The organism is Variovorax paradoxus (genome assembly GCF_029919115.1).
GTDB lineage: Bacteria > Pseudomonadota > Gammaproteobacteria > Burkholderiales > Burkholderiaceae_C > Variovorax > Variovorax paradoxus_O.
Genome location: NZ_CP123990.1, coordinates 987,633 through 1,011,362, shown reverse-complemented (window position 1 = coordinate 1,011,362; position 23,730 = coordinate 987,633). Strand labels below are relative to the sequence as shown.

The 23,730-nt window shown below is 65.7% G+C and carries 26 protein-coding genes and 1 tRNA gene; 4 read left to right on the top strand and 23 right to left on the bottom strand.

Going from position 1 to position 23,730, the window contains the following annotated elements; all coding sequences use genetic code 11:
• Nucleotides 1-88: 88 nt before the first annotated feature.
• The 6 genes from QHG62_RS04845 to QHG62_RS04820 form a co-directional block, all read right to left on the bottom strand.
• Nucleotides 89-370 (bottom strand): hypothetical protein, encoded by a 282-nt coding sequence (locus QHG62_RS04845; protein ID WP_281151503.1) that lies wholly within the window; start codon nucleotides 368-370, stop codon nucleotides 89-91.
• Between the two features lie 20 nt (nucleotides 371-390).
• Entirely contained in the window at nucleotides 391-1,902 is a 1,512-nt protein-coding gene (locus tag QHG62_RS04840) for a type II and III secretion system protein family protein (RefSeq protein ID WP_281149710.1), read from the bottom strand.
• Between the two features lie 24 nt (nucleotides 1,903-1,926).
• On the bottom strand, nucleotides 1,927-2,769 hold the full coding sequence (gene cpaB / locus QHG62_RS04835; RefSeq protein WP_281149709.1) for a Flp pilus assembly protein CpaB: 843 nt from the start codon (nucleotides 2,767-2,769) through the stop codon (nucleotides 1,927-1,929).
• Between the two features lie 42 nt (nucleotides 2,770-2,811).
• Nucleotides 2,812-3,396, bottom strand: coding sequence for an A24 family peptidase (locus QHG62_RS04830; RefSeq protein ID WP_281149708.1), 585 nt, complete (start codon nucleotides 3,394-3,396; stop codon nucleotides 2,812-2,814).
• Nucleotides 3,397-3,432: 36 nt separating this feature from the next.
• The gene (locus QHG62_RS04825) at nucleotides 3,433-3,579 is read right to left on the bottom strand and encodes a hypothetical protein (RefSeq protein ID WP_281149707.1); all 147 of its coding nucleotides are present in this window, start codon (nucleotides 3,577-3,579) and stop codon (nucleotides 3,433-3,435) included.
• Between the two features lie 268 nt (nucleotides 3,580-3,847).
• The gene (locus QHG62_RS04820; protein ID WP_281149705.1) at nucleotides 3,848-4,558 is read right to left on the bottom strand and encodes an SDR family NAD(P)-dependent oxidoreductase; all 711 of its coding nucleotides are present in this window, start codon (nucleotides 4,556-4,558) and stop codon (nucleotides 3,848-3,850) included.
• A gap of 134 nt (nucleotides 4,559-4,692) precedes the next feature.
• Between QHG62_RS04820 and QHG62_RS04815 the strand changes: the two genes are divergently transcribed.
• Nucleotides 4,693-4,768: transfer RNA gene (locus QHG62_RS04815), tRNA-Lys, on the top strand.
• A 142-nt stretch (nucleotides 4,769-4,910) separates the two neighbouring features.
• Here the strand turns inward: QHG62_RS04815 and QHG62_RS04810 are convergent.
• Entirely contained in the window at nucleotides 4,911-6,431 is a 1,521-nt protein-coding gene (locus tag QHG62_RS04810; protein WP_281149703.1) for a methyl-accepting chemotaxis protein, read from the bottom strand.
• Nucleotides 6,432-6,621: 190 nt separating this feature from the next.
• Here QHG62_RS04810 and QHG62_RS04805 point away from each other — a divergent pair, with 190 nt between their 5' ends.
• Nucleotides 6,622-6,900 carry a hypothetical protein gene (locus QHG62_RS04805; protein ID WP_281149702.1) on the top strand — a complete coding sequence of 93 codons (279 nt, stop codon included), beginning with the start codon at nucleotides 6,622-6,624 and terminating at the stop codon, nucleotides 6,898-6,900.
• Between the two features lie 23 nt (nucleotides 6,901-6,923).
• Here the strand turns inward: QHG62_RS04805 and QHG62_RS04800 are convergent, their stop codons facing one another.
• Nucleotides 6,924-8,168: a glycerophosphodiester phosphodiesterase gene (locus QHG62_RS04800; RefSeq protein WP_281149701.1), complete on the bottom strand. Its 1,245-nt coding sequence runs from the start codon at nucleotides 8,166-8,168 to the stop codon at nucleotides 6,924-6,926.
• Between the two features lie 166 nt (nucleotides 8,169-8,334).
• Complete coding sequence (locus QHG62_RS04795) at nucleotides 8,335-8,733, bottom strand: hypothetical protein (RefSeq protein ID WP_281149700.1); 399 nt, start codon at nucleotides 8,731-8,733, stop codon at nucleotides 8,335-8,337.
• A gap of 70 nt (nucleotides 8,734-8,803) precedes the next feature.
• Here QHG62_RS04795 and QHG62_RS04790 point away from each other — a divergent pair, with 70 nt between their 5' ends.
• Together QHG62_RS04790 and QHG62_RS04785 are read left to right on the top strand one after the other, a co-directional pair.
• Entirely contained in the window at nucleotides 8,804-9,136 is a 333-nt protein-coding gene (locus tag QHG62_RS04790; RefSeq protein ID WP_281149699.1) for a hypothetical protein, read from the top strand.
• A 114-nt stretch (nucleotides 9,137-9,250) separates the two neighbouring features.
• Nucleotides 9,251-9,640 (top strand): hypothetical protein, encoded by a 390-nt coding sequence (locus QHG62_RS04785; RefSeq protein ID WP_281149698.1) that lies wholly within the window; start codon nucleotides 9,251-9,253, stop codon nucleotides 9,638-9,640.
• Between the two features lie 9 nt (nucleotides 9,641-9,649).
• Here QHG62_RS04785 and QHG62_RS04780 read toward each other — a convergent pair whose 3' ends face one another.
• From QHG62_RS04780 to QHG62_RS04715, 14 genes are all read right to left on the bottom strand, one after another.
• Nucleotides 9,650-10,105 carry an acyl-CoA thioesterase gene (locus QHG62_RS04780; protein WP_281149696.1) on the bottom strand — a complete coding sequence of 152 codons (456 nt, stop codon included), beginning with the start codon at nucleotides 10,103-10,105 and terminating at the stop codon, nucleotides 9,650-9,652.
• Entirely contained in the window at nucleotides 10,105-10,632 is a 528-nt protein-coding gene (locus tag QHG62_RS04775; RefSeq protein ID WP_258504903.1) for a MarR family winged helix-turn-helix transcriptional regulator, read from the bottom strand. Before QHG62_RS04775 ends, QHG62_RS04780 begins: the two co-directional genes overlap by 1 nt.
• Entirely contained in the window at nucleotides 10,632-11,408 is a 777-nt protein-coding gene (locus tag QHG62_RS04770; RefSeq protein ID WP_281149695.1) for an SDR family NAD(P)-dependent oxidoreductase, read from the bottom strand. The genes QHG62_RS04775 and QHG62_RS04770 overlap by 1 nt, the downstream gene beginning before the upstream one ends.
• A 41-nt stretch (nucleotides 11,409-11,449) precedes the next feature.
• Nucleotides 11,450-13,048 (bottom strand): ATP-dependent acyl-CoA ligase, encoded by a 1,599-nt coding sequence (locus QHG62_RS04765; protein WP_281149694.1) that lies wholly within the window; start codon nucleotides 13,046-13,048, stop codon nucleotides 11,450-11,452.
• Entirely contained in the window at nucleotides 13,038-13,769 is a 732-nt protein-coding gene (locus QHG62_RS04760) for an ABC transporter ATP-binding protein (protein WP_281149693.1), read from the bottom strand. Before QHG62_RS04760 ends, QHG62_RS04765 begins: the two co-directional genes overlap by 11 nt.
• Before the next feature lie 82 nt (nucleotides 13,770-13,851).
• A complete protein-coding gene (locus tag QHG62_RS04755) occupies nucleotides 13,852-15,639 on the bottom strand; it encodes a branched-chain amino acid ABC transporter ATP-binding protein/permease (protein WP_281151501.1) in 1,788 nt (595 codons plus the stop codon).
• Nucleotides 15,639-16,694: a branched-chain amino acid ABC transporter permease gene (locus tag QHG62_RS04750; RefSeq protein ID WP_281149692.1), complete on the bottom strand. Its 1,056-nt coding sequence runs from the start codon at nucleotides 16,692-16,694 to the stop codon at nucleotides 15,639-15,641. The genes QHG62_RS04755 and QHG62_RS04750 overlap by 1 nt, the downstream gene beginning before the upstream one ends.
• A 69-nt stretch (nucleotides 16,695-16,763) precedes the next feature.
• Nucleotides 16,764-17,927, bottom strand: coding sequence for an ABC transporter substrate-binding protein (locus tag QHG62_RS04745; protein WP_281149691.1), 1,164 nt, complete (start codon nucleotides 17,925-17,927; stop codon nucleotides 16,764-16,766).
• 39 nt (nucleotides 17,928-17,966) lie between these two features.
• Nucleotides 17,967-18,434, bottom strand: a complete 468-nt coding sequence (locus QHG62_RS04740; protein ID WP_281149690.1) for an aromatic-ring-hydroxylating dioxygenase subunit beta — start codon at nucleotides 18,432-18,434, stop codon at nucleotides 17,967-17,969.
• Nucleotides 18,431-19,750, bottom strand: a complete 1,320-nt coding sequence (locus QHG62_RS04735; protein ID WP_281149689.1) for an aromatic ring-hydroxylating dioxygenase subunit alpha — start codon at nucleotides 19,748-19,750, stop codon at nucleotides 18,431-18,433. Before QHG62_RS04735 ends, QHG62_RS04740 begins: the two co-directional genes overlap by 4 nt.
• A 21-nt stretch (nucleotides 19,751-19,771) precedes the next feature.
• The gene (locus QHG62_RS04730) at nucleotides 19,772-20,917 is read right to left on the bottom strand and encodes an ABC transporter substrate-binding protein (RefSeq protein ID WP_281149688.1); all 1,146 of its coding nucleotides are present in this window, start codon (nucleotides 20,915-20,917) and stop codon (nucleotides 19,772-19,774) included.
• Nucleotides 20,918-20,966: 49 nt separating this feature from the next.
• Nucleotides 20,967-22,133 carry an ABC transporter substrate-binding protein gene (locus QHG62_RS04725; protein ID WP_281149687.1) on the bottom strand — a complete coding sequence of 389 codons (1,167 nt, stop codon included), beginning with the start codon at nucleotides 22,131-22,133 and terminating at the stop codon, nucleotides 20,967-20,969.
• 46 nt (nucleotides 22,134-22,179) lie between these two features.
• Nucleotides 22,180-22,905 carry an SDR family NAD(P)-dependent oxidoreductase gene (locus tag QHG62_RS04720; RefSeq protein ID WP_281149686.1) on the bottom strand — a complete coding sequence of 242 codons (726 nt, stop codon included), beginning with the start codon at nucleotides 22,903-22,905 and terminating at the stop codon, nucleotides 22,180-22,182.
• Entirely contained in the window at nucleotides 22,902-23,714 is an 813-nt protein-coding gene (locus QHG62_RS04715) for a cyclase family protein (protein ID WP_281149685.1), read from the bottom strand. Before QHG62_RS04715 ends, QHG62_RS04720 begins: the two co-directional genes overlap by 4 nt.
• Nucleotides 23,715-23,730: the final 16 nt, after the last annotated feature.

The following is a 23,730-nucleotide window of genomic DNA, read 5'->3' as shown; positions in this document are numbered from 1 at the left end:
TCGTTGGTTCGTTAAACAGGTTGGGAGAATGAGTTGTTGCAGTTCGTGGCGCGCTCCTTTCAGAACGGGGTTGGTAATGCAAGCCGGGTCACTTGGCGCCGCCACCAATGGCGCCGCCGATGTTGATGACATTCACCGCCGGCGGCGGCGTCTTGTAGGAGTCGTGGTACTGCTTCATCGACTCGCCCGCCGAGCGGCCGTCCATGCCGGCAATCGGATTCCCGTCCTTGCCCGCATCGGGATTGAGGGTCATCTTCTTCCTGGCATCGCGCACCGCATCGCCAAAGCGCGCGTCGTAGTTGGGCGTGACGTGGGAGCACCCGGCGCCCAGGAGCAGCGCGAGCGCGAGAGTGGTCGACTTGATGAACATGGTGGTGCTCCTGGCTGAGGTCATTGGGTGTTGCCGGCCGGTGCAACCGGTGCCGGGGTGGCGCTTTCGAGGCTGCCGTTCAGGTACACCTCCGCACGGCTCGGAACGACGTGGTTGTCGGTCGGAACGCGGGGCACCTCGGCCAGCGGCCGCACCAGGCGCGGCGTGATCACGAACATCAGTTCGGTCTGGTCGTTCTGGAACTCGGTGCTGCGGAACAGCGCCCCCATCACCGGCACTTCGCCCAGCCCTGGGTAGCGCTTGATCGACTCGGTGACATTGCTCTTGATGAGCCCGGCGATGACGAAGCTCTGCCCGTCGTTGAGCTGCACGGTGGTGTCGGCACGGCGCACCGTCAGCGAAGGCAGCACGGCGGTGACGCCGGTCACGGTGGTGAAGGGCGAGCCGGTCTGCGACAGGTCCGACACTTCGGAAACCATCTTGAGATTGACGCGGCCGCCGTTGAGCACGGTGGGGGTGAACTTGACCCCGATGCCGAACTCCTTTTCTTCCAGCGTGATGTTCGTTCCGCCGCCGCCGGCAGCGCTCTGCGCAACCGGAATGAAGATCTTTCCGCCCGAAAGGAAGCTCGCCTGCTGGCCGCTGATGGCCATGATGTTGGGCTCCGCCAGGATGCGCACCAGGCCATCGTCCTTCTGGCCATCGATGCCGATGGACGTGCGGCCGATCCTCAGCGCCTCGATCAGGCCTCCGCCGCCGCTCAGGAAGCTGGAGATCAGCGAGTAGCTGTCGCGGCCGCCACCGCCTGTGCGGCTCAAGCCGACGCGTGCGCCCAGCCGGTCGAGCAGCGTCTTGCTGATCTCGGCAATCTTCACTTCGAGCATGACCTGCTGCGGCGCCGTGACGCGCAGCAGGTTCACGACCTTCTTGCCGTCGGCGCCGTAGGCCATGGCCAGGCTCATCACGTCGTCGAGCTTGAGGGCATCGCTGATCTCGCCGGTGAGCACGATCGATTTTTCTGCACTGCGCACGCGGATGCGGTTCTCTTCGGGCATCAACTCGGCCAGCTTCGACTGAAGTGCGCCCGGGTCGATGGTGACAATGACGTCCTTGATGTAGCAGGTGCCTTCGGCGCTTTGCAGCACCACATTCATCGAGCCGGCCTGCCGTCCGCGAAAGAAGAGATCGTTGGGGCTCAGCAGCATCACGTCGACATCGGCCACGCCGTCGCCTGCATTCTGGGCAGTGGGCGCCGCCGGTGCAGGCTGCCCTGCCGGAGCTGCGGCTGCCGCCGCCGGTGCGCGGTTCGGCGGCTGCCCGCTGACCACGATGCGCGCCACCCGTGCCTTGAGTGGAATGACCACCGACTTGCCCAGCACCGCGTAGGTGGGCTGGTCGTCCGGAATGATGGCCGTGCAGCGGCGCATGGCGGGTGCGGCGGCCGGCGCGGGCGCCGATGTCGCCGCAACAGGCGTCGGAGCCGGGGCTGCGAGCTCCGCCGCAAACCCGGGCATTGCCAGGCTCGTGAGCGCCGCCAGCAGCCAGGCGGGTGAAGAAGAGAGATATTGCACTTGTGGTTCCTCCGGACAGGGTGATCAGAAGCAGTTGAGCGAGCGGGCTGCGTGCTGGATCACTTCCACGCACTCGGATTGCCGCATCGCCACAGGGGCGGAACGCGGCACTCGCACCGGGGCCGGCCGTTCCGCCACGGTGGTGGCGATCGGCAGGATTTCCTTCTCGCCGAACAGCTGGCCCTTGGTGATGCCCGCGGTGGCTACCGTGGTCTTGTCCATCTGGTTGCGCAGCACCAGCGAGAGGGTTCCCACGCTGCGGGCAAGGTCGAGCTTTTCGGAGTCTTCGAGCGAGAGCTCCAGCGTGACAGCGCTGACGACCTTGGGCTTGGTGTCGTCGCGGTTGGCCTCTTGCGCCACGGCCAGCACCAGCACTTTTTCAAGCACCGTCTTGCTGATCTGGCGGCCCTCTTCTCCGCGGCTCTTGTCCTGCTGCGCGTTGACCATCACGTCGACGTAGTTGCCGGGCAGCGCAAAACCCGCCACGCCGACCACGTCGTTGACCCGCACGGTCATGGCGCGCTTGCCGCTGGCAATGACCGCCGAGAGCCCGCCCTGGGTGCCGACGGGTGCGAGCTTGCCTTCCAGGAGAGCCTCGCCGCGCAGCACGCCGACCTTGACCACGCGATCTTCAAGCGCCTTGGCGTCGGTGAACGATCCGGGCGGCAGCGAGCCGCTAGGCCAGTCGACCATCGACAGCATCTGGGGGTTGACCCGGCTGCCCAGTTCGATGTCGACGGCGGCGACGACCACTTTGTTGGAAGCGATTCCGCCCTGTCGGGAAACCCAGCCCGCTGCGTAGACCGCGGCCGCCAGGCCGGTCAGGAGGGCCAGCAGAAGCAGCCCGAGCGCCTTGATGTTTTTCATGCGAGTCTCCGCCGTGAATGAAGAGTGAAGAAGAAGAAGGGGCTAGACGAAGCCCAGTTGGTGCGCGAGGACTTGTGCGACCGTCCCCGCGCAGATGCAGATGCCGTAAGGCAGCTTTCCGATGGACTGCCCCGCCTCGATCGTTCCGGACGGCCGCACGCCTGCAATGCCCGAGACCGCAATGCCTTGCGCGGTAGCCTTGACGTTGGCCAGCATCCGGCCGAGGCGGCGCAGGTGAATGGCAAAGAGGATTGCAGTGACGCCGCCGGCAATGCATGTGAAGAGAATGGCCTGCAGCGTTTGGTACGGCCCAAGAAAGGCACCGACCATCGCCATCAGCTTGACGTCGCCCGCGCCCATGATTCCCAGCGCATAGAACGGCAGCATGATCGCCAGGCCCGTGCCCCATCCGCCCAGCGCATGCAGCGCACCCGACAGCGGCGTGCGCGCCGCAATGGTTCCGTAGATGAGTGCGAAGACCATGCCGCCGAAGGTGAGCCAGTTGGGAATGCGGTAGAAGCGCACGTCGCTGACCGCCGCCATCACCAGCAGGACAAACAGCCCGCCCATGCGGAAGTCCGATGCCAGCAGCGTCAGCAGATCGAGGAAGGCTTCGAATTCCGTCATGGGTCTGTGCTCCGAATGAAGAGGGTCTGTTGCACTTCAGGCACTGCGCCGCACGGCAAGCAGCAGGAGCAGGCACACAACCAGCACCAGCGCGCCGATGAGCGCAAACTCCATGAACGACATGCCTGTGTCTTCCCGCAGCAGGGTCGTGAAGGTTCTCGGCAGCGTTTCGAGCGGTTCCATGTGTGTTCCCCAGTGAGATAGCCAACCGGCGCCGCTTGGGGCCCGGAGCGGGCCAGAGCGTTTTGCCGTGGAGTCACTGTAGAAATTGCGGCGTCTGCGCACATGAGCGATGCGCCCCTTCTGGAGGGAGACAATCGCCCCGCCCGCGCCCGCTGCACCCATGACAAAGCGCCTGCCTCGCTCGGCGGCTGTCTTTGCGGCGGCGCAAAGCAAAACGCCCCGGCATTGCGCCAGGGCGTTTGTTCAATCTCGGCTCAGGAGGAGCGCGTCAGGTGTCGAGCGCGAGGTGCTGTCCGTGGAGCGCAGCGGCGGCAGGCGATGCAAGGAAAGCGATGGTCTGCGCAGCGACCGAGGTCGATACCCATTCCGCGGGGTTCGCATCGGGCATGGCCTGGCGGTTGGCCGGCGTGTCGAGCACGCTGGGCGCAACGCTGTTGACGCACACGCCATGCGGTGCGGCTTCTGCAGCCATGGCTTCCACCAGGCGCTGCAGTGCGCTTTTCGACGCGATATACGCGGCCATGGCAGGCAGGCCGCGCGCCGCCACCTTGGCGGTAACGGCAACGATGCGCCCCGAGCCGCGCTCGATCATCGAAGGCAACACCGCCTGCGTGACCGCAACGAAAGACCAGGCGTTGAGATTCATCATCCGGTCCCAGCTTGCGCGTGAGAGCGCATGGGTTGCCTCGCCCATCTCGAAGCCGCCCGCAATGTGGACCAGCGCATCGATGCGGCCGAAAGCCTTGAGTGCCTGGGTGGCCAGGTTCGACATGTCGGGTAGCGAGGTCACGTCGCCTTCGAGCAGCAAGTGCTGAGAATTGTCCAGGCCCGGAAAAACCTCGGCCAGACGGTCGGCGCGGTGATCGATCAGCGCAAGGCGGGCGCCCTGCTCGATGAAGTGCTGGGCCACCGCCCGGCCCAGCGCACCCGCGGCGCCGGTGATCACGACATGGGGCATGTCGGTGATTGTGTCGATCATGGAAATCTCCTTGGTTGAGGGCAGGCCCGTCGATGATGGCGAATCGTACCGCCGCCCCGTACAAAATCGTTGAACGCCAGAATTTTTACGCTATACTTGCGGTCTTGCCTAAAAACGCAAAACGTTTTGAGCAAGGGCTCTTAGCTCAGTTGGTAGAGCAGCGGACTCTTAATCCGTAGGTCGAGTGTTCGAGTCACTCAGGGCCCACCACCAACACCAGAAATAGCACGGTTCCCGTGCTATTTTTTTGTGAGTACCGTGCCGCAGTTGCGGCGCGCGTTCCGCAAATAAAAAAACCTCCCGCCGAAAGGCAGGGAGGTTTTTTTATGCCTCCGGGACAGCGGCGACCCGCTCACACCTTGAACACCCGCACCGCCTGCACCAGGCTATCGGCTTGCTCCTGCAGCGAGCCCGCCGCAGCCGCGGCCTCTTCCACCAGCGCGGCGTTCTGCTGCGTGGCCTGGTCCATCTGGGAGATGGCCTGGTTGACCTGCTCGATGCCCGAAGTCTGCTCCTGGCTCGCAGCCATGATCTCGCCCATGATGTCGGTCACGCGGCGCACGCTGGCCACGATCTCTTGCATCGTCTTGCCCGCCTCGGCCACCTGGTCGCTGCCCGTACCCACCTTGTCGACCGAGTCGTCGATCAGCGACTTGATTTCCTTGGCCGCGCCGGCCGAACGCTGCGCGAGATTGCGCACTTCGGACGCCACCACCGCAAATCCGCGGCCCTGCTCGCCGGCGCGCGCCGCTTCGACGGCCGCGTTCAGCGCAAGGATGTTGGTCTGGAAAGCAATGCCGTCGATCACGCCGATGATGTCGACGATCTTCCTGGACGACGCATTGATCGAGCCCATGGTGTCGACCACCTGCCCGACCACGTCGCCGCCGCGCACCGCGACCTCGGAGGCCGTGACGGCGAGTTGGTTGGCCTGGCGCGCGTTGTCGGCGTTCTGCTTCACGGTGGACGTGAGTTCTTCCATCGACGCGGCGGTCTGCTGCAGCGAGCTGGCCTGTTCTTCGGTGCGCGAGGACAGGTCGAGGTTGCCTGAAGCGATCTGGCCGCTGGCCGTGGCAATGGTGTCGGTGGAACCGCGAATCTCGGTCACCGTGCCAGCCAGGCTGCGCTGCATCTGGTGCATTGCATGCAGCAGGCTGCCGGTATCGCCCGGGCGCAGCTGCACCTCGATGCCCAGGTCGCCCGCGCCGATCTGGCGCACCACCTCGGAGGCGTAGCTGGGCTCGCCGCCGAGTTGGCGGTAGAGGTTGCGCGCCATGCCCCAGGCCATGCCGCCCACAACGACCATGAGCACACCGCCGATTGCCAGCAGGATGGCCGTGTTGCGCCAGAACACGGTGTCGATGTCATCGATGTAGTCCCCAAAGCCCACGATCCAGTCCCAGGGCTCGAACTTGACGATGGCGTAGAGCTTCTGCACCTCTTCCTTGGCTCCCGGGCGGGTGCCATAGGCCGTGAGCGTGGCAACCTTCTGGCCCGCCAGCGCGGCGCGGTAGCGCTCGCCGGCTTCCTTGCCGCCCTTGGCGTCCACGATGCCCACGCGCTTGGGGTTCGGGTGCACATAGTTCACGTCATTCGTGTAGCCGCGCACGAAGAAATACAGCTCGTCCTTGCGAAGGCTGCCGATGAGCTTCTTCGCCTCTGCCTGGGCCTGGTCGCGCGTGAGTTCACCCGACTTTTCCTGCTCATGAAGGCGTTCCAGCGAGGCATTCGCCAGCACCACCAGCGTGGAGAGCTGCGAGGTTCGCTCCTTCATCATCGATTGGCGAAGCGTCGACAGCGAGACGGAGGCCAGTACGACCATGCCGAGCAGCGCCGCGGCGCACAAAAAGAGAATTCGGGTTCGGAGCTTCATGAAGGGCAGCAGACAGCAGGAGATGAATACACCTCTGCTTATCGGCAGCAGCACCGGAAACTTTAGTTCTCGGCAGTTGCTTTTCCGAGTTTTGCCATCAATGTGAAAAAGTCACATTTCTTACCGCGGACCGGCGCACGGATGAGCATCCCAAGGCGGATGCTGGCGGCTTTCATCGGAGGCCAAGGCAATGCTCAATCAAGTCATTCATAACGCGACCATTACATTGCAGCTGCCGCTCGACCTGAGCGCCGACGCAGAGATCGCAGCGCTTCGATCCGCTGGAATTCCGGTGGACGAGTTGGGCAATGCGACGTCCGGTTATCTCTTCGTGCGAACGACCGGGCGCGGCGACCACCTGGTCAACACCTTTCGATGGTTCGCGACCAGCATCGGCAAGGCGCCCGCCGGTTCCGTCCAGAACGTGCAGGCGCCAGGTTCTGCTGTGGCCAGCGCATCGGCTTGGTGAACGGCTGGCGGAACACCGCTGCGTCAATCGTTATTGCGCTCGCATTTGCGTGAGTTGACGAGGCAGCCGGCATAGTCGGGGTCGTGCTTGAGCAGGAACATCGCGCGCGCGGCCACTGCCGTGTCCGCAAAGTCGCTGAACAAGCCGTCGACGCCGGCCTCGTAGAACGCGAGGTACTCGTTGACCGGATTGCCGCCGAAGCTGCCGGTCAGCCGCTTCTGCTCGCTGCGGAAGGTGTACGGATGGACCAGCAATCCCAGCCGATGCGCATTGGCAATCACGTCGGAGGGCGGCAGCAGAACACGGTCGCGCTCGTCGACCAGGCCGTCGCCCGTGACGTCGGCACACGCGCCGTTCTGCACCGACTTGCAGGCGCTCGAAATCAGATACGGCTTCCACGGACCGATGCCGTCCGCATACCCTCTCACCTCTTGCAGGCCGCGCGGAGTCAGCAAGTCCTTGAACTGGCCGTCGCGGTTCGACACGACCCAGTCGTAAGGCTTGTCGTAGGGCTTGCTGAAGTCGAGCGAGCCGTCTGGCCTTACGTCGTTCGCATCCACAAGCTGGATCAGCCGCACGCTCGTCTTGCTGCGCAGATAGCGAAGATTGGCGGTTTCGAACGACTGGATGAACACCGGCGCGTTGCGCTGGTTCCAGCCCGCGGCACTCAGCACGGCCAACAGGCGGTCTTCCAGCGGCAGCCCGATGTCCTGGTGATAGGTAGGATGCTTCGTCTCCGGATAGATGCCGATGCGCCGGCCTTCCTCGCGCGACTTGCGCTTGGCCAGCTCGATCACCTCGGCCAGCGTCGGGATCTGGAACCTGCCGTTGAAGGACTGGTCGCGTTCCGGAAACGACTGCACGGCGCGCAATTGCCTGATTTCAGCCAAGGTGAAATCGCTGGCAAAGAAGCCGTCGGTCGGAACACCGTCGAGCACGACCGTGCGCCGCCGATTCGCAAACTGCGGCAGTTCCTTGACGTTGGTCGTGTCAATGAGGTTGGGCTCATGCCGCGCGATCAGGTGGCCGTCCTTGGTGGCGACCAGATCGGGCTCGATGTAGTCGGCACCCAGCGAAATGCCCAGCGCATAGGCTTCCAGCGTGTGCTCAGGCAAGTAGCCATTGGCCCCGCCCCGGTGCCCGATGACCAGCGGCGCGTTGTCGGCACGGCGGCGCGCGCGTTCTTCGTGCGCGGCAGCCGGCGCGGCGGCCACAAACAACATGCCGAGGCCGAACAGGGCCGTGCAAATCTTCTTCAGGCTGTTCATGGCGAATATCCTCGTTGGTGTGCGAAAGGAACTTAGGCGCGCCGCATGACAAGCCGGTGAATCGGCTGCCGCGCGCCAGGCCGCCTGGTGATCGGATCGGGTGCGGATCATGACGCGCCGGTTTCGCATGCGCAATCCCCAGGGCAGCAGGTCCGCCCTCCTTCGATCAACCCGCCATCCAGCCTTCGACAAAGCGCGACAACAGCTCGCGCTTTTCGCCAACTTCCGCAAGCAGGAACTGCCGCGCATGCTCCTGGGCCAGTTCACTCGCCAGGAACCACTGCTCCCGCGTTTCGTCGCCCTGCGGAGGCGGCTTGCCCCAGATGGCGCTTTCGCCCAGAAAGGCCTCCGTGATGGGCAGGCGCCCATCGGTCCTGCCCAACTCCGACAGCGGGTTGAGCGGGCCGCCAAGGTCGACGCGGACATGAACGGCGTCTCCGTCCACCGCGATGGAGGGGCTCAGGCCACCGGTCTGGAGCACACGCCACAGTTGTTCGGCGGAAGCGTGGCGAACCCAGCTTTCCAACGCCCGCTTCAGGCCTTCGGTGATGATTTCTTGGTCCATACGGCAATATTTCACACTTTTCTAAAGTGATTTCACTAGCAACCGACCCTGTCCCGCACGGACAGAGCGTTTGGCATGGCATCTTGCGGTTTGCTGTCATGCATCGCAAGAAAAACAAGAACTCCGGCGACGGGGGCCCATAAGCTCGAAGCTCAAGCTCGTTGCACCCGCCTCGGCGGGTATTTTTTTGTTCCGGCTCGCGGGCTACGCTATATTTCCGGCCATGGAAAAGGCGTCAGACTTAGGCAAACCCACTGTTCCCATCGACCTGATCGGTCCGGAGCACTGGGCCCGTTCAAGCCGCCGCAGCGGCCGCACCACCAAGGTGATCTGCCTGATCGTCGGCGGCCTTGCAACCGCCGGGATCATCGCCTACGGCGTTTTCGGGGGCTTCAGCCGCTGAGCCTGCCGCTGCGGGTACTGCAGCTCGCTGCTCTTTCTGGCCGTAAATAGTGTTTACGGCACCATCGACAACCGGGACAATCGTTTCTCGTCCCTTCGTCGTCGTTTTCAAAAAGTGCCCAATCTCACCGTCGCGCGTCGCCGCAATGTTCTTGCGCTGCACCGCCGCTTTCTCGAAGGGGCCATTGCTGCCGGCCTGCCTGCCAAGGGACTGGACCAGGCCTTTGCCAGGAAGATCGAAATCTCCCCGAGCATGTGGAGCCAGATCAAGAGCTCGCGGCCCATCGGCGACACCCTGGCGCGGCAGATCGAGCGGCATTGCGAGGTAGAAGCCGGCTGGCTCGACGAAGAAGACCGCGCCTCCGAAGTGCCCGACGCGGCTGAAGAGCGCTTCATTGCGGCCGCGCGGGAGGCTTGGCGCCAGGCCAACGCGAAGGGAAAGAAAGAGCTTAGCGGCTGGCTCAAGCAGCGCGCACGCGGGCCAGACGAAGAGCCGCAGGCCTGAGCTTTTTCTTCACGCGGCGGAAGAAGGCGACATGCGCAGGATGGCCGCGCGCAAGTCTTGCGGAATTTCCACCGCGCGATGGCTCTCGAGCGAAGTCGTCACCAGCACCTGCTTCACCTGCATGCGCAGTTCGCCGCCGGCCGGCTCGAAACAGCGCAAGACGAGCGACATCGAGCGTGAACCCAGCCGCTCGACCGACAGGCCGAGCGCGACCTGGTCGCCCATACGGCTCACCGCGCGAAAGTCGGCTTCGAGCCGCACGGTGGGCAAGCCGATGCGCCGCTCCGAAATGAGCGCGTGGTAGTCGATGCCAAGGCCTTCGCTCACCCAGTCTTCCACCAGCCCATTGAGCATGACGAAATACTGCGGGTAGAACACGATGCCCGCGGGATCGCAGTCGGAAAAGCGGATCATCCGCGCGCGGCGGAACTCGGCGCTGGGCGCGTTTGCCTCGCTTGCGCTCATCAGCCCTCCTCGCCCGAGGGCTCGCTGCGCATCACGTGCACGCGAAGCTGCCCGAGTTGCGCATGCATCTGCTTCACGGTCTTCATGTCGAGACCCGAGAACATTTCGAGAATCCATTGCTCGTGTTCCTTGGCCATGGTCTCGAAGCTGGCGCGGCCCTTGGGCGTGAGGCTCACGATCCACGAACGGCGATCGTCGGGGCTGTGCGCGCGCGCCACCACGCCGTCGCGCTCGAGCTCGTCCGTCAGCCCGGTAACGTTGCCGCCCGTCACCATCAGGTAGCGCGACAGCACGCGCATCTTCAGGCCCTCTTCGTAGCGATAGAGCTGCGCCATGTAGTCGAAGCGTGCCAGCGAAATGCCGAAGCGCTCGCGCAGCCGGCGCCGAATTTCGGCCTCGATCTGGGTGGTGCTTGCGAGCATGCGCAGCCACAGCTTGAGCATGGCGTGGTCTTCACGGCCAGCGCGTGCCTCGTGGCCGAGTTCTTCGGCGTCGCTGAGCGCGGCGTGCGAGGCATCGTTGCGCATTACATGACCTCCCCGCCCGAAACCGATACCGACTGCCCGGTCACGGAGGCCGCACCTTCGCCGCACAGCCAGCGCACCGCATCGGCCACTTCGGCGGGCTGCACGATGCGCCGCTGCGGATTGACGTTGGAAAACTCGGCCAGCGCATCGGCTTCGCTGCGGCCGGTCTTGCCGACCACGTTGGCAACGCTCGCGCGCAGGATGTCGGTGTCGGTGTAGCCGGGGCATACCGCGTTCACCGTCACGCCCTTGCGGGCCACTTCGAGCGCAAGCGAGCGCGTGAGGCCGATGACGCCATGCTTGGCTGCCGTGTAGGCGGCCACGTAGGCATAGCCCTTCTGGCCAGCGGTGCTGGCAATGTTGACGATGCGGCCCCAGCCCGCCTCGAGCATGTCGGGCAGCGCCGCCTTCGCGCACAAGAAGCTGCCCGTCAGGTTGACCGACAGCATGCGCTGCCACAGCTCGACCGAGGTCTTGAGAAAAGGCGCGCTTTCGGCGGCGCCGGCGTTGTTCACCAGGATTGCGATGGGCCCTCGCCCGGCGCGTGCCTGCGCGAAGGCGGCCTGCACCGCTTGCGCATCGGCCACGTCGGCGGCCACAACCCCGTGGCCCTGGCCTGGGAGCGAGACCGCCACGCGTTGAAGTGAATCGATGTCGCGCCCAAGCAAGGTCAGCGTGGCGCCTTCAGCAGCAAGGGTGCGGGCGATTTCGGCTCCGATGCCGCGTGCGGCGCCAGTCACCAGGGCGTGGCGGCCGCTCAATGGATTTGCATGCATACCTGAAATGTTTAGTTCTGAACTATTCTAGCGAATGTGGCTTATCGCTTGTTCAGCGCACGGTCCCAGGTCTGCGCGCCGACACCGCGCTCGCGCAGCTTGAACTTCTGAACCTTGCCGTTCTCGGTGCGCGGCAAGTCGGGCAATACATCGACATAGCGAGGCACCGCAAAATACGGCAGGCGGCTCTCGCAGAAGCTCATCAGTTCCAGCGGATCGATGCGCTCGCCCTCGCGCGGCACCAGCGCGGCCATGACTTCGTCTTCCGCCAGTTCCGAACGCACCGGGTACACCGCGCAAGACGCAACGCTGCGATGGCTCAACAGCACCTGCTCGACTTCGAACGAAGAAATGTTTTCGCCGCGCCTGCGAATCGCATCCTTGATGCGGTCGACAAACCTGAAGGCTCCGTCGGCATCGCGCACCACGCGGTCGCCGGTGTGAAACCACAGATTGCGCCAGGCCTCGACCGTCTTCTCTGGCATGTTGAAGTAGCCGCTTGCGAAGGCATGAGGTTCGTCCGCGCGCAGCAGCAACTCGCCAGCCTCTCCGGCGGGCAGCTCCGCATCGCTTTCGTCGGCAACGCGCGCCTGGAAGCCGGGCCGCAGCCACCCCATGACGCCGCCGCGTGGCGAATCAGGCGCGGTGGCAATGGCAAAGTTGGTTTCGGTGGAGCCATAGCCTTCGAGCAGGCGCACGCCGGTGCGCTCGAAAAACGCCTTGCCCGCGGCGTCGGGCACGCCGGGGCCGAGGCCGATGCGTACGCGATGGTTGCGCTCGCCCTCGCCCACGGATTGCGCGAGCAGTATCGGCACCATGGCACCCAGCAGGTAGACCACGGTGGCGCCGTTCGCATGCATCGAAGGCCAGAAGCCCGAGGCCGAGAAGCGTGTTTCAAAGACGACCTCGGAGCCCGTGAGCGCGGCTTGCGCAAAGGTGTTGAGCGCGTTGATGTGAAAGAGCGGCAGCGTGGTGCACAACACGTCGTCCGCCGCCACGCCGAGTACCTCGGCGCTGTTCACGCCCCACCAGAAATACTGCGCATGCGGGCAGACCACGCCCTTGGCGGGACCCGTGGTGCCAGAGGTATACAGAATGGCGAGCGGATCGCCGGGCTGCACGTCGGCCGGCGCAGCAGCCGGGCCGCCGGAGGGATACGCCAGCACGCGCACGCTGGCCGGTGCCAGCCACGCGGCGGAATCGCCTTCAGCAGCCTCGCCGACGATCCAGATTTCCTTGAGCTTCGTTCGGCCGAGGTCGGCCGCCTGCAGGCGGCTCAGAAACCCGGCTTCGATGACCAGCAGCTTCGCTTCGCTGTGTGAAAGGAAGTACTCGATCTGCGGCCCCATCGAGGCAGTGTTGACCGGCACCGTCGAAGCACCGATCCAACCGGCACCGAAAAAGGTTTCAAGAAACTCGATGCGGTTGCCGCACATCACGGCCACGCGGTCTCCGCGCTCGATGCCCGCTTGCGCGAGTGCGCCGGCGCGAGCGCCCGCTGCTTCTGCCGCATCGGCGTGCGACCAGCGAGAGCCCGCAATGCGCAGCAATGGGCGCGCACCGAACATCGCCGCCTGCCGCTGCAGCATGGCCGGCAGCGTGCGCTGCGCCGGAGGCATCGCGCGCGGCTCACTCGTCATCGTGCGTGCCTCCGCCAAGATAGGTGGCCTGCACCCGCGGGTCGCTCGCCAGTTCGGCCGAAGCGCCTGAAAGCGCGATCTCGCCGGTTTCGAGCACGTAGCCGTGGTCCGAGGTTTCGAGCGCCGCGCGCGCGTTCTGCTCCACCAGCAGGATCGACACGCCGTCTTCGCGCAGCTTGCGCACGATGGTGAGAATGTCCCGCACGATGAGCGGTGCCAGGCCGAGGCTGGGCTCGTCGAGCATCAGCAGGCGCGGCGCCGACATCAGGGCGCGGCCCACCGCCAGCATCTGGCGTTCGCCGCCCGAGAGCGTGTCGGCGCGCTGCGCGCGGCGCTCCGCGAGCCGCGGAAAGCGGTCGTACACCGATTGCAGCCGCTTCTTCATTGCATCGCCGCGCAGCCGCTTGGCATAGGCGCCGAGCTGCAGGTTGTCCAGCACGGTGAGCTCGCCGAACAGCTCGCGCTTCTCGGGCACCAGGCACAGTCCGCGCTCCACGCGCGCCTCCACATCGAGCCCTTGCAGGTCTTCGCCCTCGAAGCGCAGCGTGCCCTTGCAGGGCAGCAGGCCCATGGCGGCGGCCAGCAGCGTGGTCTTGCCCGCGCCGTTGGGCCCGATCACCGAGATGATCTGCCCGGGCTGCAGGTCGAGCGACACGCCGCGCACCGCCTCGACCTGCCCATACGACACATGCAGGTCGCCGATCTCCAGCATCGCGCTCATTTCGTCACCCCCAGGCTTGTCACTGCATGTACTTCGCGTACCCCCTGAAGGGGGCCCGCGCCTTCGGGCGGCCGTGCGGCGCTCATACAACGCTCCCCAGGTAAGCCGCCTGCACACGCTCGTCCGCGCGCACCGCGGACGGCACGCCCTCCACGAGCTTGGAGCCGAAGTTCATCACCACCAGCCGGTCCACCAGTTTCATCACGAAGTCCATGTCGTGTTCGACGATCAGGATGGTCACGCCCTCTTCGCGCAGCTTGCGCAGCAGGTCGCCGAGCGCCATCTTTTCCTTGCGGCGCAGGCCGGCCGCGGGCTCGTCGAGCACCAGCAGCACCGGGTCTGCAGCCAGGGCGCGCGCAATTTCGAGAATGCGCTGCGTGCCCAGCGGCAGGCTGCCTGCGAGCTCGTGCGCGCGGTCGCCCAGGCCGATGCGGTCTAGCTGGCGCTGCGCCTCCTGCAGGATCTGCTTTTCCTCGGTGCGGTCCAGCCGCAGGCCGGCCTTCAAGACACCCGAGCGCGTGCGCGAATGCGCGCCCAGCGCCACGTTGTCGAGCAGGCTCATGTGCGGCCGCAGCTTCACGTGCTGGAAGGTACGCGCCAGCCCCAGCCGCGCCACCTGCCGCTGCGGCATGCCGGCGATGTCATGCTCCAGAAAGCGCACCTGGCCCGCGCTCATCGGCAGCGTGCAGGTCAGCAGGTTGAACATCGTCGACTTGCCCGCGCCGTTGGGTCCGATCAGGCCGATGATTTCTCCCGCGTTCACCTCGAAGCTCACATCGTTCACCGCCACCAGACCGCCGAAGCGCTTGACCGCACCTTTCACCGACAGCACCTGCGTGCCGCGCGCGGGCAGTTGGCGATGCGGAAGCGGATCGACCGTGGGCGCGTCGTAGCGCGACGAACCCTGGGTGCCGCCCTTGCGGCGCGTCCAGCGCCTCAGCAAGCCCATGAGACCGCCGCGCGCAAAGTGCAGCAGCAGGATGAAGAGCGTTGCGAAAGCCACGGCTTCCAGTTGCCCGGCGCGCTGGGTGAGCATGGGCAGCACGTCCTGCAGGCCGTTCTTCAGCACCAGCACCAGGGCCGCTCCCACCAATGCGCCCGCCAGCTGCCCGAGCCCGCCGGCCACCGCCATCAGCAGGTACTCGATGCTTGCGCGCACGTCGAAGGGCGACGGGCTCACGAAGCGGTTCATGTGCGCATAGAGCCAACCCGCCAGCCCCGCAAAGAGCGCGGCCGTGACAAAGAGCGTGAGCCGCACGCGGTATGCATCGGCCCCCACGCTCGCCAGCAGCGTGGCGCCGCCGCGCAGCCCGCGAATCGCACGGCCGGGGCGCGACTGCAGCAGGTTGTGGCTGAACAGGCACGCCAGCCCGACCACCACCCAGATCAGGTAGTACATCGACCGCGGATCGGCCAGCGACCAGCGCGCGACTTGCAGCGCCGGAATGTTCGACAGCCCTGTGTGGCGCCCGAGCGCATCGACGTTGCCGAACAGCATTGCGATAGACAACCCCCACGCGATGGTGCTCAGCGGCAGGAAGTGCCCGCCGAGCCGCAGCGTGAGCATGCCGATGGCAAGCGCCGAGAGTCCGGTGAGCAGCAGCGCGAACAAGAGGCCGATCCATGGCGACATGCCCTGCGTGGTCGTGAGCCACGCCGTGGCATAGGCCGCAATGCCCACGAAGGCCGCCTGACCGAAAGAGGTTGCGCCGCCCACGCCGGTGAGCAGCACCAGCCCGAGCGCCACCAGCGCGCCGATGCCGATGTCGTTGAGCAACGAAACCGTGAAGCTGCCCGCCACCGCCGGCACCAGCGCCAGCACGACGACCACGAGGGCGATCCAGCCCATGCGTTTGCGGTTGCCGTTCATCATTGGTCCACCTCGTCTTCTTCCTCTTCGGAGTGCGCGGCCATGAAGGAGCGCAGCATGAGCACCGGTATGAGCAGGCTGAACACGATCACGTCTTTCAGCGCACCGCTCCAGAACGATGCGAAGCTTTCCACCACGCCGACCGCGAGTGCGCCCACGGCCGTCATCGGGTAGCTCACGAGCCCGCCGATGATCGCGGCGACGAAGGCTTTCAAGCCGATGATGAAACCCGAGTCGTAGTACATGGTCGTTACCGGCGCGATCAGCACACCGATGAGACCGGCCAGCAGCGAGGCACAGCCGTAGGCCAGCAGCGCCGTGCGCACCGGCCGGATGCCGACCAGCCGCGCACCCACCCGGTTCACGGCCGTGGCGCGCAGCGCCTTGCCGGCCACAGTGCGCTCGAACACCAGGAAGAACAGCCCGCTCAGCACAATGGCCGCGCCCACCATCAGCACCACCTGGCCGCTGACCGTGAACCCGTCGCCCAGGGTGAACACCGCACTCGTGAGCGGCGTGGTGCGCGAGCCTTCAGGGCCGAAGAACAGCAAGCCCAGGCCCGAGAGCAGGAAGTGCAGCGCCAGCGAAACGATCAGCAGCACCAGCACCGACGCATCGGCAATCGGCTGGAACACCACGCGTGCGAGCAGCGGTGCAATGGGCACCACCAGCAGCACCGCCACCGCGATATGCACCGCCACCGGCACACCGGGCCGCGCCGCAAGCCAGGCAAGCACACACGGAATCGCGGGCAGCACGCCCCACATGAGCACCGCCTTGGGAATGCGAGCGGCTTCGCCGCGCCGCAGCAGGCTTCCGACTTCCGTTGCCAGCGCCAGCGCCGTGAGCACGGCCACCATGCCGATGGTCGGCGGCACACGGCCGGTTTCGAAAGCCGCGAGCGACAGTGCGGCAAAGGCTGCGATGTCGCCGAACGGCACGAACACCACCCGCGTGACGGAAAAGATCAGCACCAGCCCGAGCCCGGCCAGCAGATAGACGGCACCGTTGGCGAGGCCGTCGGTGATGAGAATCAGCGCGACGTCCCACGTCATAGGAAAACCTCAGGCATTGCTTTCATCTTCTTGTTCGTCGTTCTTGTCGTTTGCGAAAGAGCGGGCCGCTCAGGGGGCGAGCTTCCATTGGCCGTTGTCGAGCTTGACGATCACGCGGGCGCGCTCGTCCACACCGTAGAGGCTGCCGGGCTTGAAGCTGTACACGCCGTGCGTGCCCACCACTTCCTTGGTGCTGAAGATGGCATCCCGCAGCGCGACACGAAACTCCGCCGTGCCCGGCTCGGCCTTTTTCATGGCCCGCGAGGCGGCATCTGCAAACACCAGCCAGCCGTCGAAGGAATAGGCGGAGAAGGCATCGCTGGTCGGCGCGTTGTTCACCTTCTGGAACACCGCGCGGAAATCGGTCGCGATCTTCTTGGTGGGGTAGTTGTCGGGCAACTGCTCGGCGACGATCACCGGGCCGGTGGGCATCAGTGCGTTCTGTCCGGAGGCACCGACCACGCGCACGAAGTCGGGGTTGATGAGGCCGTGCTGCCCGTACACGCCGCCCTTGTAGCCGCGCTCCTGCAGCGCAAGGAACGGCAATGCGCCCGGCGTGCCGGCGCCGCCGGTCATCACTGCATCGGGCCGCAGCGCGACGATCTTCAGCACCTGCCCGGTCACCGAGGCATCGGCGCGCGCGTAGCGTTCGTTGCTCACCACCTTGATGCCGGCTTCGGGCGCGGCCTTCATGAGCGCGTTGTAGACCAGGTCGCCCCAGGCGTCGGTAAAACCGATGTAGCCCACCGTCTTGACGTTGTTGCGCTTCATGCGCTCGACCACCGCATCGATCATCAGCTGCGTGGGCTGCGCGACCGTCATGACCCACGAGTTCTCGCTCGGATCGAGCAGGATCGGCGTGAGGCCGATCATCGGCGTCTTCGCATCGCGGCCCACCTGAGCCATTGCGATGGCGGCCGGCACGCCCGACGTGCCCATGAGCACGTCGACCTTCTCTTCTTCGACGAGCTTGCGCGCATTGCGCCCGGCGGTCGTCGGGTCCGAGCCGTCGTCCAGCACGATGAGCTGCACCTTGCGGCCATTGATCTCGGGCTTGTAGGCCAGCGCGGCCTGCATGCCCTTCGCATACGGCACGCCCAGCGAAGAGTTGGGGCCCGAGAGCGAGACGCTCAGGCCGACCTTGAGGTCGGCCGCAAGCGCGCTCGCAACGCCGCAGGCAGTCAGCGCCGCGGCGATGGCACCGCGCGTCAAGGTCAGCATCAGGCTCTTCATGTCGTAGCTCCAGTGAGAAAGAATGGAAGGAACGGAAACTCAGATGAACAACTGAATGGCGGGCAGAGCGCGCGCAGCGTTGAGCAGGTCGACGCGCTTCTCGCGGATGCGCCAGCCCGAGGGCGTCCGCGCCAGGTGGTGGCGGGTCGTGCCGCTCAGCAAGATCTGGGATTCGCCGCGCGCCTCGACGTAGAGGAACGGCGTGCGAAGACGCACCTCGTCGCCGGTCTCGCTCTCGATGCGCGAGGGCTGGAGCACATGCTGGCTGTGGCTTGCGGGGTGCTGCGAATGGGCGCGCGGATTCTTCAGCCGGTCCACACGCAGCTGCAGCAGCAGCCGGTCTTCGTAGGCCAGCGAGTTGTGGGAGAACGGATCGGCCTGCGCGGCGCCAAGCAATGGAACCCAGTAGTGGCCGTCGTCGGCAAAGAGCGCCAGCCAGTCGTCGAAGCGCCGTTCGTCGAGCAATGCGGCCTCATGGGCGACAAAATCGCGCGGATCGCCGGTCATGCTGCCACCTCCGAAGCCATCGCCTTCGCCCAGGCGCGGAACTGGTTGCGCATGAGCAGCTCGTTGGTGCCGTTGGTGGTGATGGTGGCTTGCGCGAGCTCGGCCGCGTCGAAGTTGCGGTGCAGGCTCACCCACTCGTTTCCGCCGGCGCGCAGCCCCTGCTGGATGCTTTCGAACAGGTGCACGTCGTCGTGCGCCACCACCGACATCGGCGAGAAAACGAGCCGGTTGTAGCTCATCGCCCGCTCGAAGAGCAGCGCCGGCGCGCCCGCTGCGCGGAAGCTCCAGGCTTCGATCAGCGTGCGATCAGCGGCCAACGGACGGATCACACGAATAGCTTGCGGAGAGCCCTTCACCGAAAGGCTCGGATACAGGACCGAGTTCTGTGGCGAGCGCTGCAGGATGTCGGCCGCGCGCTCGGCGCCGTGCGCGGCCTGCATCGCTGCTTCGTACTCAGGCAACTGCGCGTAGTTGGAGTGAATGCTGAAGTTCACTCCCAGCACGCTGTGCCCGTTGGCGAACACGCGGCCACCCATCTTGTCGAAGAATTCGTAGCCCGAACCGAAGGGGAGGATCTGCTCCATCGCCATGGGCTTGGGATCGGTGGGCGCGTGGCCTTCCCACAGCGCCTCGGCCGCCTTGGTGGCCGACTCGTGCGTGGACATCGGATGCACCGTGTCGTTGATGTTCTCGAGGTACATCTTCCAGTTGCAATGGACGATGTTGCGCAGCACGCCGCCGCCGACGGTGAGCTTGCCTTCCGGCGAGCGGTCGACCATGTTGTCGATGGCGCCGAGCACCTCGCCGAAGTAATCTTCGAATGAGAGGCCGGCCTCGGAGAGGCGCACGAAGACGAAGTCGCGGTACACCTTCACGTGCTTCACCACCGACAGCCCCTGCCCCGATTCGCAAGCCTTGAGCTGGGTTCCCTCGTAGCCGTTCTTCAGAGGCAGGCCGAGCGGCGCGCCGTCGAGCTTGTAGGTCCATGCGTGGTAGGGACAGCGGAAGAAGCGGCCAGTGTTGCCGCATTCATCCGTGACCAGCTGCGTGCCCTTGTGCGCGCAGCGGTTGTACATGACATGCACCGCGCCGTCGGGCTGCCGCACCATAAGAAGCGGCCGGCCTGCGACCTCCTGCGTCACGAAATCGCCCGCCTCCGGCACCTGGCTCGCATGGCCGAGAAAGACCCAGGTGTTCGCGAACAGGCGCTCCTGCTCGAGCGCAAAGATCTCCTCGCTCAGGTACAGGTCGCGGTGAACGCGGTCGTCCTGCACCAGGGCGGCAATGCGGTCGGGATGATGGCGGTAGCTGGTCATCGGCGGCGCTCGGTTTTTCTATCAGGGAACCAGCTTCCACTGGCCCTTGTTCATCTGCACGATCACCACGCCGCGCTGGTCGGAGCCATAGCGGTCGTCCGGCTTGAAGGTGTAGATGCCATGCGTGCCCACCAGCTCCTTCGTACTCACGATGGCGTCGCGCAGAGCCGTGCGGTACTGCGGCGTGCCCGGCTCGCCCTTGGTGCGCGAGGCGGCATCGGCCAGCAGCAGGTAGGCGTCGTAGGTGTACGAGGAGAAAGCATCGGTAGGCACCGCACCGTTCACCTTGTGGTAGGCGTTGCGAAAGCCCATCGACACCTTCTTGATGGGATTGCTGTCAGGCAGCTGGTCGGCCACGAGCACCGGGCCGCTCGGCACCTGCAGGCCTTCGATGGAGGCGCCGCCCACGCGTACGAAGTCGGCATTGATAAGCCCGTGCGTGCCGTAGATCTTGCCCTTGTAGCCGCGATCGGCAAGCGCGATGTAGGGCAGCGCACCGGGCGTGCCGGAGTTGCCCGCGAACACGGCATCGGGTCGGGCCGCGACGATCTTCAGCACTTGCCCTGCCACCGAGGAATCGCTGCGCGCATAGCGCTCGTTGGCCACCACCTTGATACCGGCCTTGTCGGCGCTCTTCACAAGCGAGTCGTAGGCCAGGTCGCCGAGCGCATCGGAAAAGCCGATGAAGGCCACCGTTTTCACGCCAGACTTCTGCATGCGCTCCACCACGCCCGCGACCATGAGCGGGAACGGCTGCGACACGGTCACGGTCCACGCGCCCTCGGGGCCGGCAATGGTCACGGGCGTGGGCGAGATGAGCGGCGTGTTGAGTTCGCGCGCCACGGAGGCAATGGCCATTGCGCCCGGCACGCCGGATGTGCCGATGAGCACGTCGACCTTGTCTTCAGTCACGAGCTTGCGTGCGTTGCGCCCCGCGGTCGTGGGGTCGGAGGCATCGTCGAGCACGATGAGCTGGACCTTGCGGCCGCCGATTTCCGGATGCTCTGCAATGGCTGCGCGTATGCCCTTTTCGTACGGCACGCCCAGCGCCGCGACAGGACCTGAAAGCGAGCTGATGAAGCCGATCTTCAGGTCGGCTGCCATGGCTTGCGCGGCTGCCATTGCGACTGTGGCGAGGCCGAGGACTCGAACTAGGTTCTGTTTCATCTTGGTTGCTCCGGCTTGCGTTGCTTCGTGGGAAAAACAAGGCCTCATCTCAGGGAACCAGCTTCCACTGGCCCTTCTCGAGCTTCACGACAACACGTGAACGCTCATCGGAGCCATAGCGGTCGTTCGGCTTGAAGTTGTAGACCGAGTGCGTGCCCACCAGCTCCTTGGTGCTCACGATGGCGTCGCGCAGCGCTTCGCGAAACTGCGGCGTGCCCGGCTCCGCCTTGGTGGCAAGTGCACGTTGCGCCGCGTCGAGGTACAGCAGCCATGCATCGAAGGTGTAGGCAGAGAAGGCATCGGTCGGCGGTGCGCCGTTGGCCTTCTGGTAGGCCGCGCGGAAGTCCATCGACACCTTGCGGATCGGGTTCTCGCTGGGCAACTGCTCCGCCACGATCACCGGCCCGGTGGGGGCCAGCAAGCCCTCGACCGACGCACCGCCCACACGCACGAAGTCGGGGTTGATCAGCGCGTGCATGCCGTAGATCTGGCCCTTGTAGCCGCGCTCCGCGAGTGCCAGGTAGGGCAGCGCGCCGGGCGTGCCCGAGGTTCCGGTAATCACCGCATCGGGGCGCAGCGCGACGATCTTCAGCACCTGGCCGGTCACCGACGAATCGCCACGCGCATAGCGCTCGTTCGACACGATCTTGATGCCGGCCGGCTCCGCGCTCTTTTGCAACGCGCCGTACACAAGGTCGCCCCACGCGTCCGAAAAGCCGATGTAGCCCACCGTCTTCACGCCCGACTTCTTCATGCGCTCGACCACCGCGCTCACCATCAACGGCGCGGGCTGCGGCAGCGTGACCATCCATGCGCCCTCTTCGCCTGGCAGGTTGGCGTTGGCGATGGAGATCAGCGGCGTCTTCGTTTCACGCGCCACGCCGGCAATGGCCAGTGCGCCCGGAGAGCCCGCGGTGCCGATGATGACGTCGACCTTGTCCTCGTCGATCATCTTGCGGGCGTTGCGCGCGGCCGTCGTCGGGTCGGACGCATCGTCCAGCTGCACCAGCTGGATCTTGCGGCCGCCGAGGTCGGCCTTGTAGGCGAGCGCGGCCTTCATGCCCTTTTCATAGGGAATGCCGAGCGACGACACCGGCCCCGAAAGCGACGTGATGAAGCCGACCTTGAGATCTGCGGCCCATGCGCTGGCGGCGCTGAGTGCGCCGAGGCCCGCGGCAATGGCCGCAAGGGTGCGAATTCGGTTCAGGACTTTCATGGCGGTGCTCCAGGGTGTTATGAGTGACGAAACGAACGCTGAAAAACTAGAGGGCAAGGCTGCCGACGCTGGTGCCGCCGCAGACGTACAAGACCTGCCCGGTGACAAAGCTGTTCTCGGGCGCGGCGAAGAAACGCACGGCGCGTGCCACGTCGGCCGATTCGCCGAGGCGCTTGACGGGCACTGAGGCCGCGAGCGCGCGTTCCTTCTCGCTGCCGGCCTCGACCACGTCGTAGAACATGTCGGTGCGGATAGGACCGGGCGCGACCACGTTCACCGTGATGCCGTCCGCCGCGAGCTCGAGCGCCCAGGTGCGTGCCATGCCCAGCATGCCGGCCTTGGTCGCGGAATAGCTGGTGCGGGTGGCCAGGCCCAACGCCGCGCGAGACGAGAGCAGCACCACGCGGCCGAAGCGCTGTGCACGCATCGCGGGCAATGCACCTTGCACGAGCTGGATCGCACAGCCCAGGTGCAGGTCGACGAGCGCATCGAGATCGTCCAGCTTCACCTCAGGCAGAAGCGCGGCGCGGATCACGCCGGCGTTGTGCACGATGGTGGTCGGTTCGAAGCGCGCGACCAGCTCGCGCACCGCCCCGCCCGTCGCCGCCCGATCGCCCAGGTCGACCTCGATGCTGTGCAGCTTCGGGTGATCGATCTCGGCCTTGCGGCGCGCGAGCGAGACCACTTCGTAGCCCTGCGCGAGCAGGTCTTCGCAGATCGCCTTGCCGATGCCGGCGCTGCCGCCGGTAACCGCTGCGACCTTCGGCGTCATGCGTGTGCTCCCACCAGCGCGAGCACGCGCAGCGGGCTGCCGCTGCCCTTCTCGATCTTGAGCGGCGGGCAGATCAGCACCGCACCCGATGGCGGCAGCAGGTCGAGGTTGCTCAGGCACTGCAGGCCGTAGCGCCCCGCGCCGTGCATGTAGTAGTGGCACGGATACGGCGGGCGCAAGTGATAGCCCTGCCCGGCATCGGTGCCGATGGCCTCGGAGCCGAAGCCCAGCACGTCGCGCTGCTCCACCAGGAAGCGCACGGCCTCGGTGCTCGGGCCGGGCGTGTGCTGGCCGGTCTCGTCGAAGTTCTGATACGCCTCGGGGTCGCTGCGCTTGGACCAGTCGGTGCGCATCAGCACCCAGGCACCTTTGGGAATGCGGCCGTGCGCGGCCTCGTAGCGCTCGATGTCGGCCACGCTCAGCAGGTAGTCGTCGTTGGTCTGCACGTCGGCCGAGCAGTCGATCACGCAGGCCGGCGCCACGAAGTGCTGCACGGGAATGGTGTCGACCGAGTTGTTCGGCAGGTCGCGGCCCGAGATCCAGTGGATCGGCGCATCGAAGTGGGTGCCGGTGTGCTCGCCGCACGAAAAGTTGTTCCAGTACCAGGCCGGGCCGCGCTCGTCGTACTTCGACACTTCCTCGATGCGGAAGGGCCAGCATTGGCCCATCTCAGGCGGCAATGCGATCTGCGGGAACTCGGGTGTGAGCGTCTGCGTGAGGTCGATCACGCGGATGCGGCCGCTCGCCATGGCGGTCACCAGGCCGCCGAGGATTTCGGCGGCGGACATCAGTTCGGTGGTGGTTGTCATTGTGTGGCTCCTGTTC

Coding starts and splice junctions, on each gene's coding strand:
- QHG62_RS04845 (WP_281151503.1), bottom strand. CDS start 370: ATGTTCATCAAGTCGACCACTCTCGCGCTCGCGCTGCTCCTGGGCGCC.
- cpaB (WP_281149709.1), bottom strand. CDS start 2,769: ATGAAAAACATCAAGGCGCTCGGGCTGCTTCTGCTGGCCCTCCTGACC.
- QHG62_RS04830 (WP_281149708.1), bottom strand. CDS start 3,396: ATGACGGAATTCGAAGCCTTCCTCGATCTGCTGACGCTGCTGGCATCG.
- QHG62_RS04825 (WP_281149707.1), bottom strand. CDS start 3,579: ATGGAACCGCTCGAAACGCTGCCGAGAACCTTCACGACCCTGCTGCGG.
- QHG62_RS04820 (WP_281149705.1), bottom strand. CDS start 4,558: ATGATCGACACAATCACCGACATGCCCCATGTCGTGATCACCGGCGCC.
- QHG62_RS04810 (WP_281149703.1), bottom strand. CDS start 6,431: ATGAAGCTCCGAACCCGAATTCTCTTTTTGTGCGCCGCGGCGCTGCTC.
- QHG62_RS04805 (WP_281149702.1), top strand. CDS start 6,622: ATGCTCAATCAAGTCATTCATAACGCGACCATTACATTGCAGCTGCCG.
- QHG62_RS04800 (WP_281149701.1), bottom strand. CDS start 8,168: ATGAACAGCCTGAAGAAGATTTGCACGGCCCTGTTCGGCCTCGGCATG.
- QHG62_RS04795 (WP_281149700.1), bottom strand. CDS start 8,733: ATGGACCAAGAAATCATCACCGAAGGCCTGAAGCGGGCGTTGGAAAGC.
- QHG62_RS04780 (WP_281149696.1), bottom strand. CDS start 10,105: ATGAGCGCAAGCGAGGCAAACGCGCCCAGCGCCGAGTTCCGCCGCGCG.
- QHG62_RS04775 (WP_258504903.1), bottom strand. CDS start 10,632: ATGCGCAACGATGCCTCGCACGCCGCGCTCAGCGACGCCGAAGAACTC.
- QHG62_RS04770 (WP_281149695.1), bottom strand. CDS start 11,408: ATGCATGCAAATCCATTGAGCGGCCGCCACGCCCTGGTGACTGGCGCC.
- QHG62_RS04765 (WP_281149694.1), bottom strand. CDS start 13,048: ATGACGAGTGAGCCGCGCGCGATGCCTCCGGCGCAGCGCACGCTGCCG.
- QHG62_RS04760 (WP_281149693.1), bottom strand. CDS start 13,769: ATGAGCGCGATGCTGGAGATCGGCGACCTGCATGTGTCGTATGGGCAG.
- QHG62_RS04755 (WP_281151501.1), bottom strand. CDS start 15,639: ATGAACGGCAACCGCAAACGCATGGGCTGGATCGCCCTCGTGGTCGTC.
- QHG62_RS04750 (WP_281149692.1), bottom strand. CDS start 16,694: ATGACGTGGGACGTCGCGCTGATTCTCATCACCGACGGCCTCGCCAAC.
- QHG62_RS04745 (WP_281149691.1), bottom strand. CDS start 17,927: ATGAAGAGCCTGATGCTGACCTTGACGCGCGGTGCCATCGCCGCGGCG.
- QHG62_RS04740 (WP_281149690.1), bottom strand. CDS start 18,434: ATGACCGGCGATCCGCGCGATTTTGTCGCCCATGAGGCCGCATTGCTC.
- QHG62_RS04735 (WP_281149689.1), bottom strand. CDS start 19,750: ATGACCAGCTACCGCCATCATCCCGACCGCATTGCCGCCCTGGTGCAG.
- QHG62_RS04730 (WP_281149688.1), bottom strand. CDS start 20,917: ATGAAACAGAACCTAGTTCGAGTCCTCGGCCTCGCCACAGTCGCAATG.
- QHG62_RS04725 (WP_281149687.1), bottom strand. CDS start 22,133: ATGAAAGTCCTGAACCGAATTCGCACCCTTGCGGCCATTGCCGCGGGC.
- QHG62_RS04720 (WP_281149686.1), bottom strand. CDS start 22,905: ATGACGCCGAAGGTCGCAGCGGTTACCGGCGGCAGCGCCGGCATCGGC.
- QHG62_RS04715 (WP_281149685.1), bottom strand. CDS start 23,714: ATGACAACCACCACCGAACTGATGTCCGCCGCCGAAATCCTCGGCGGC.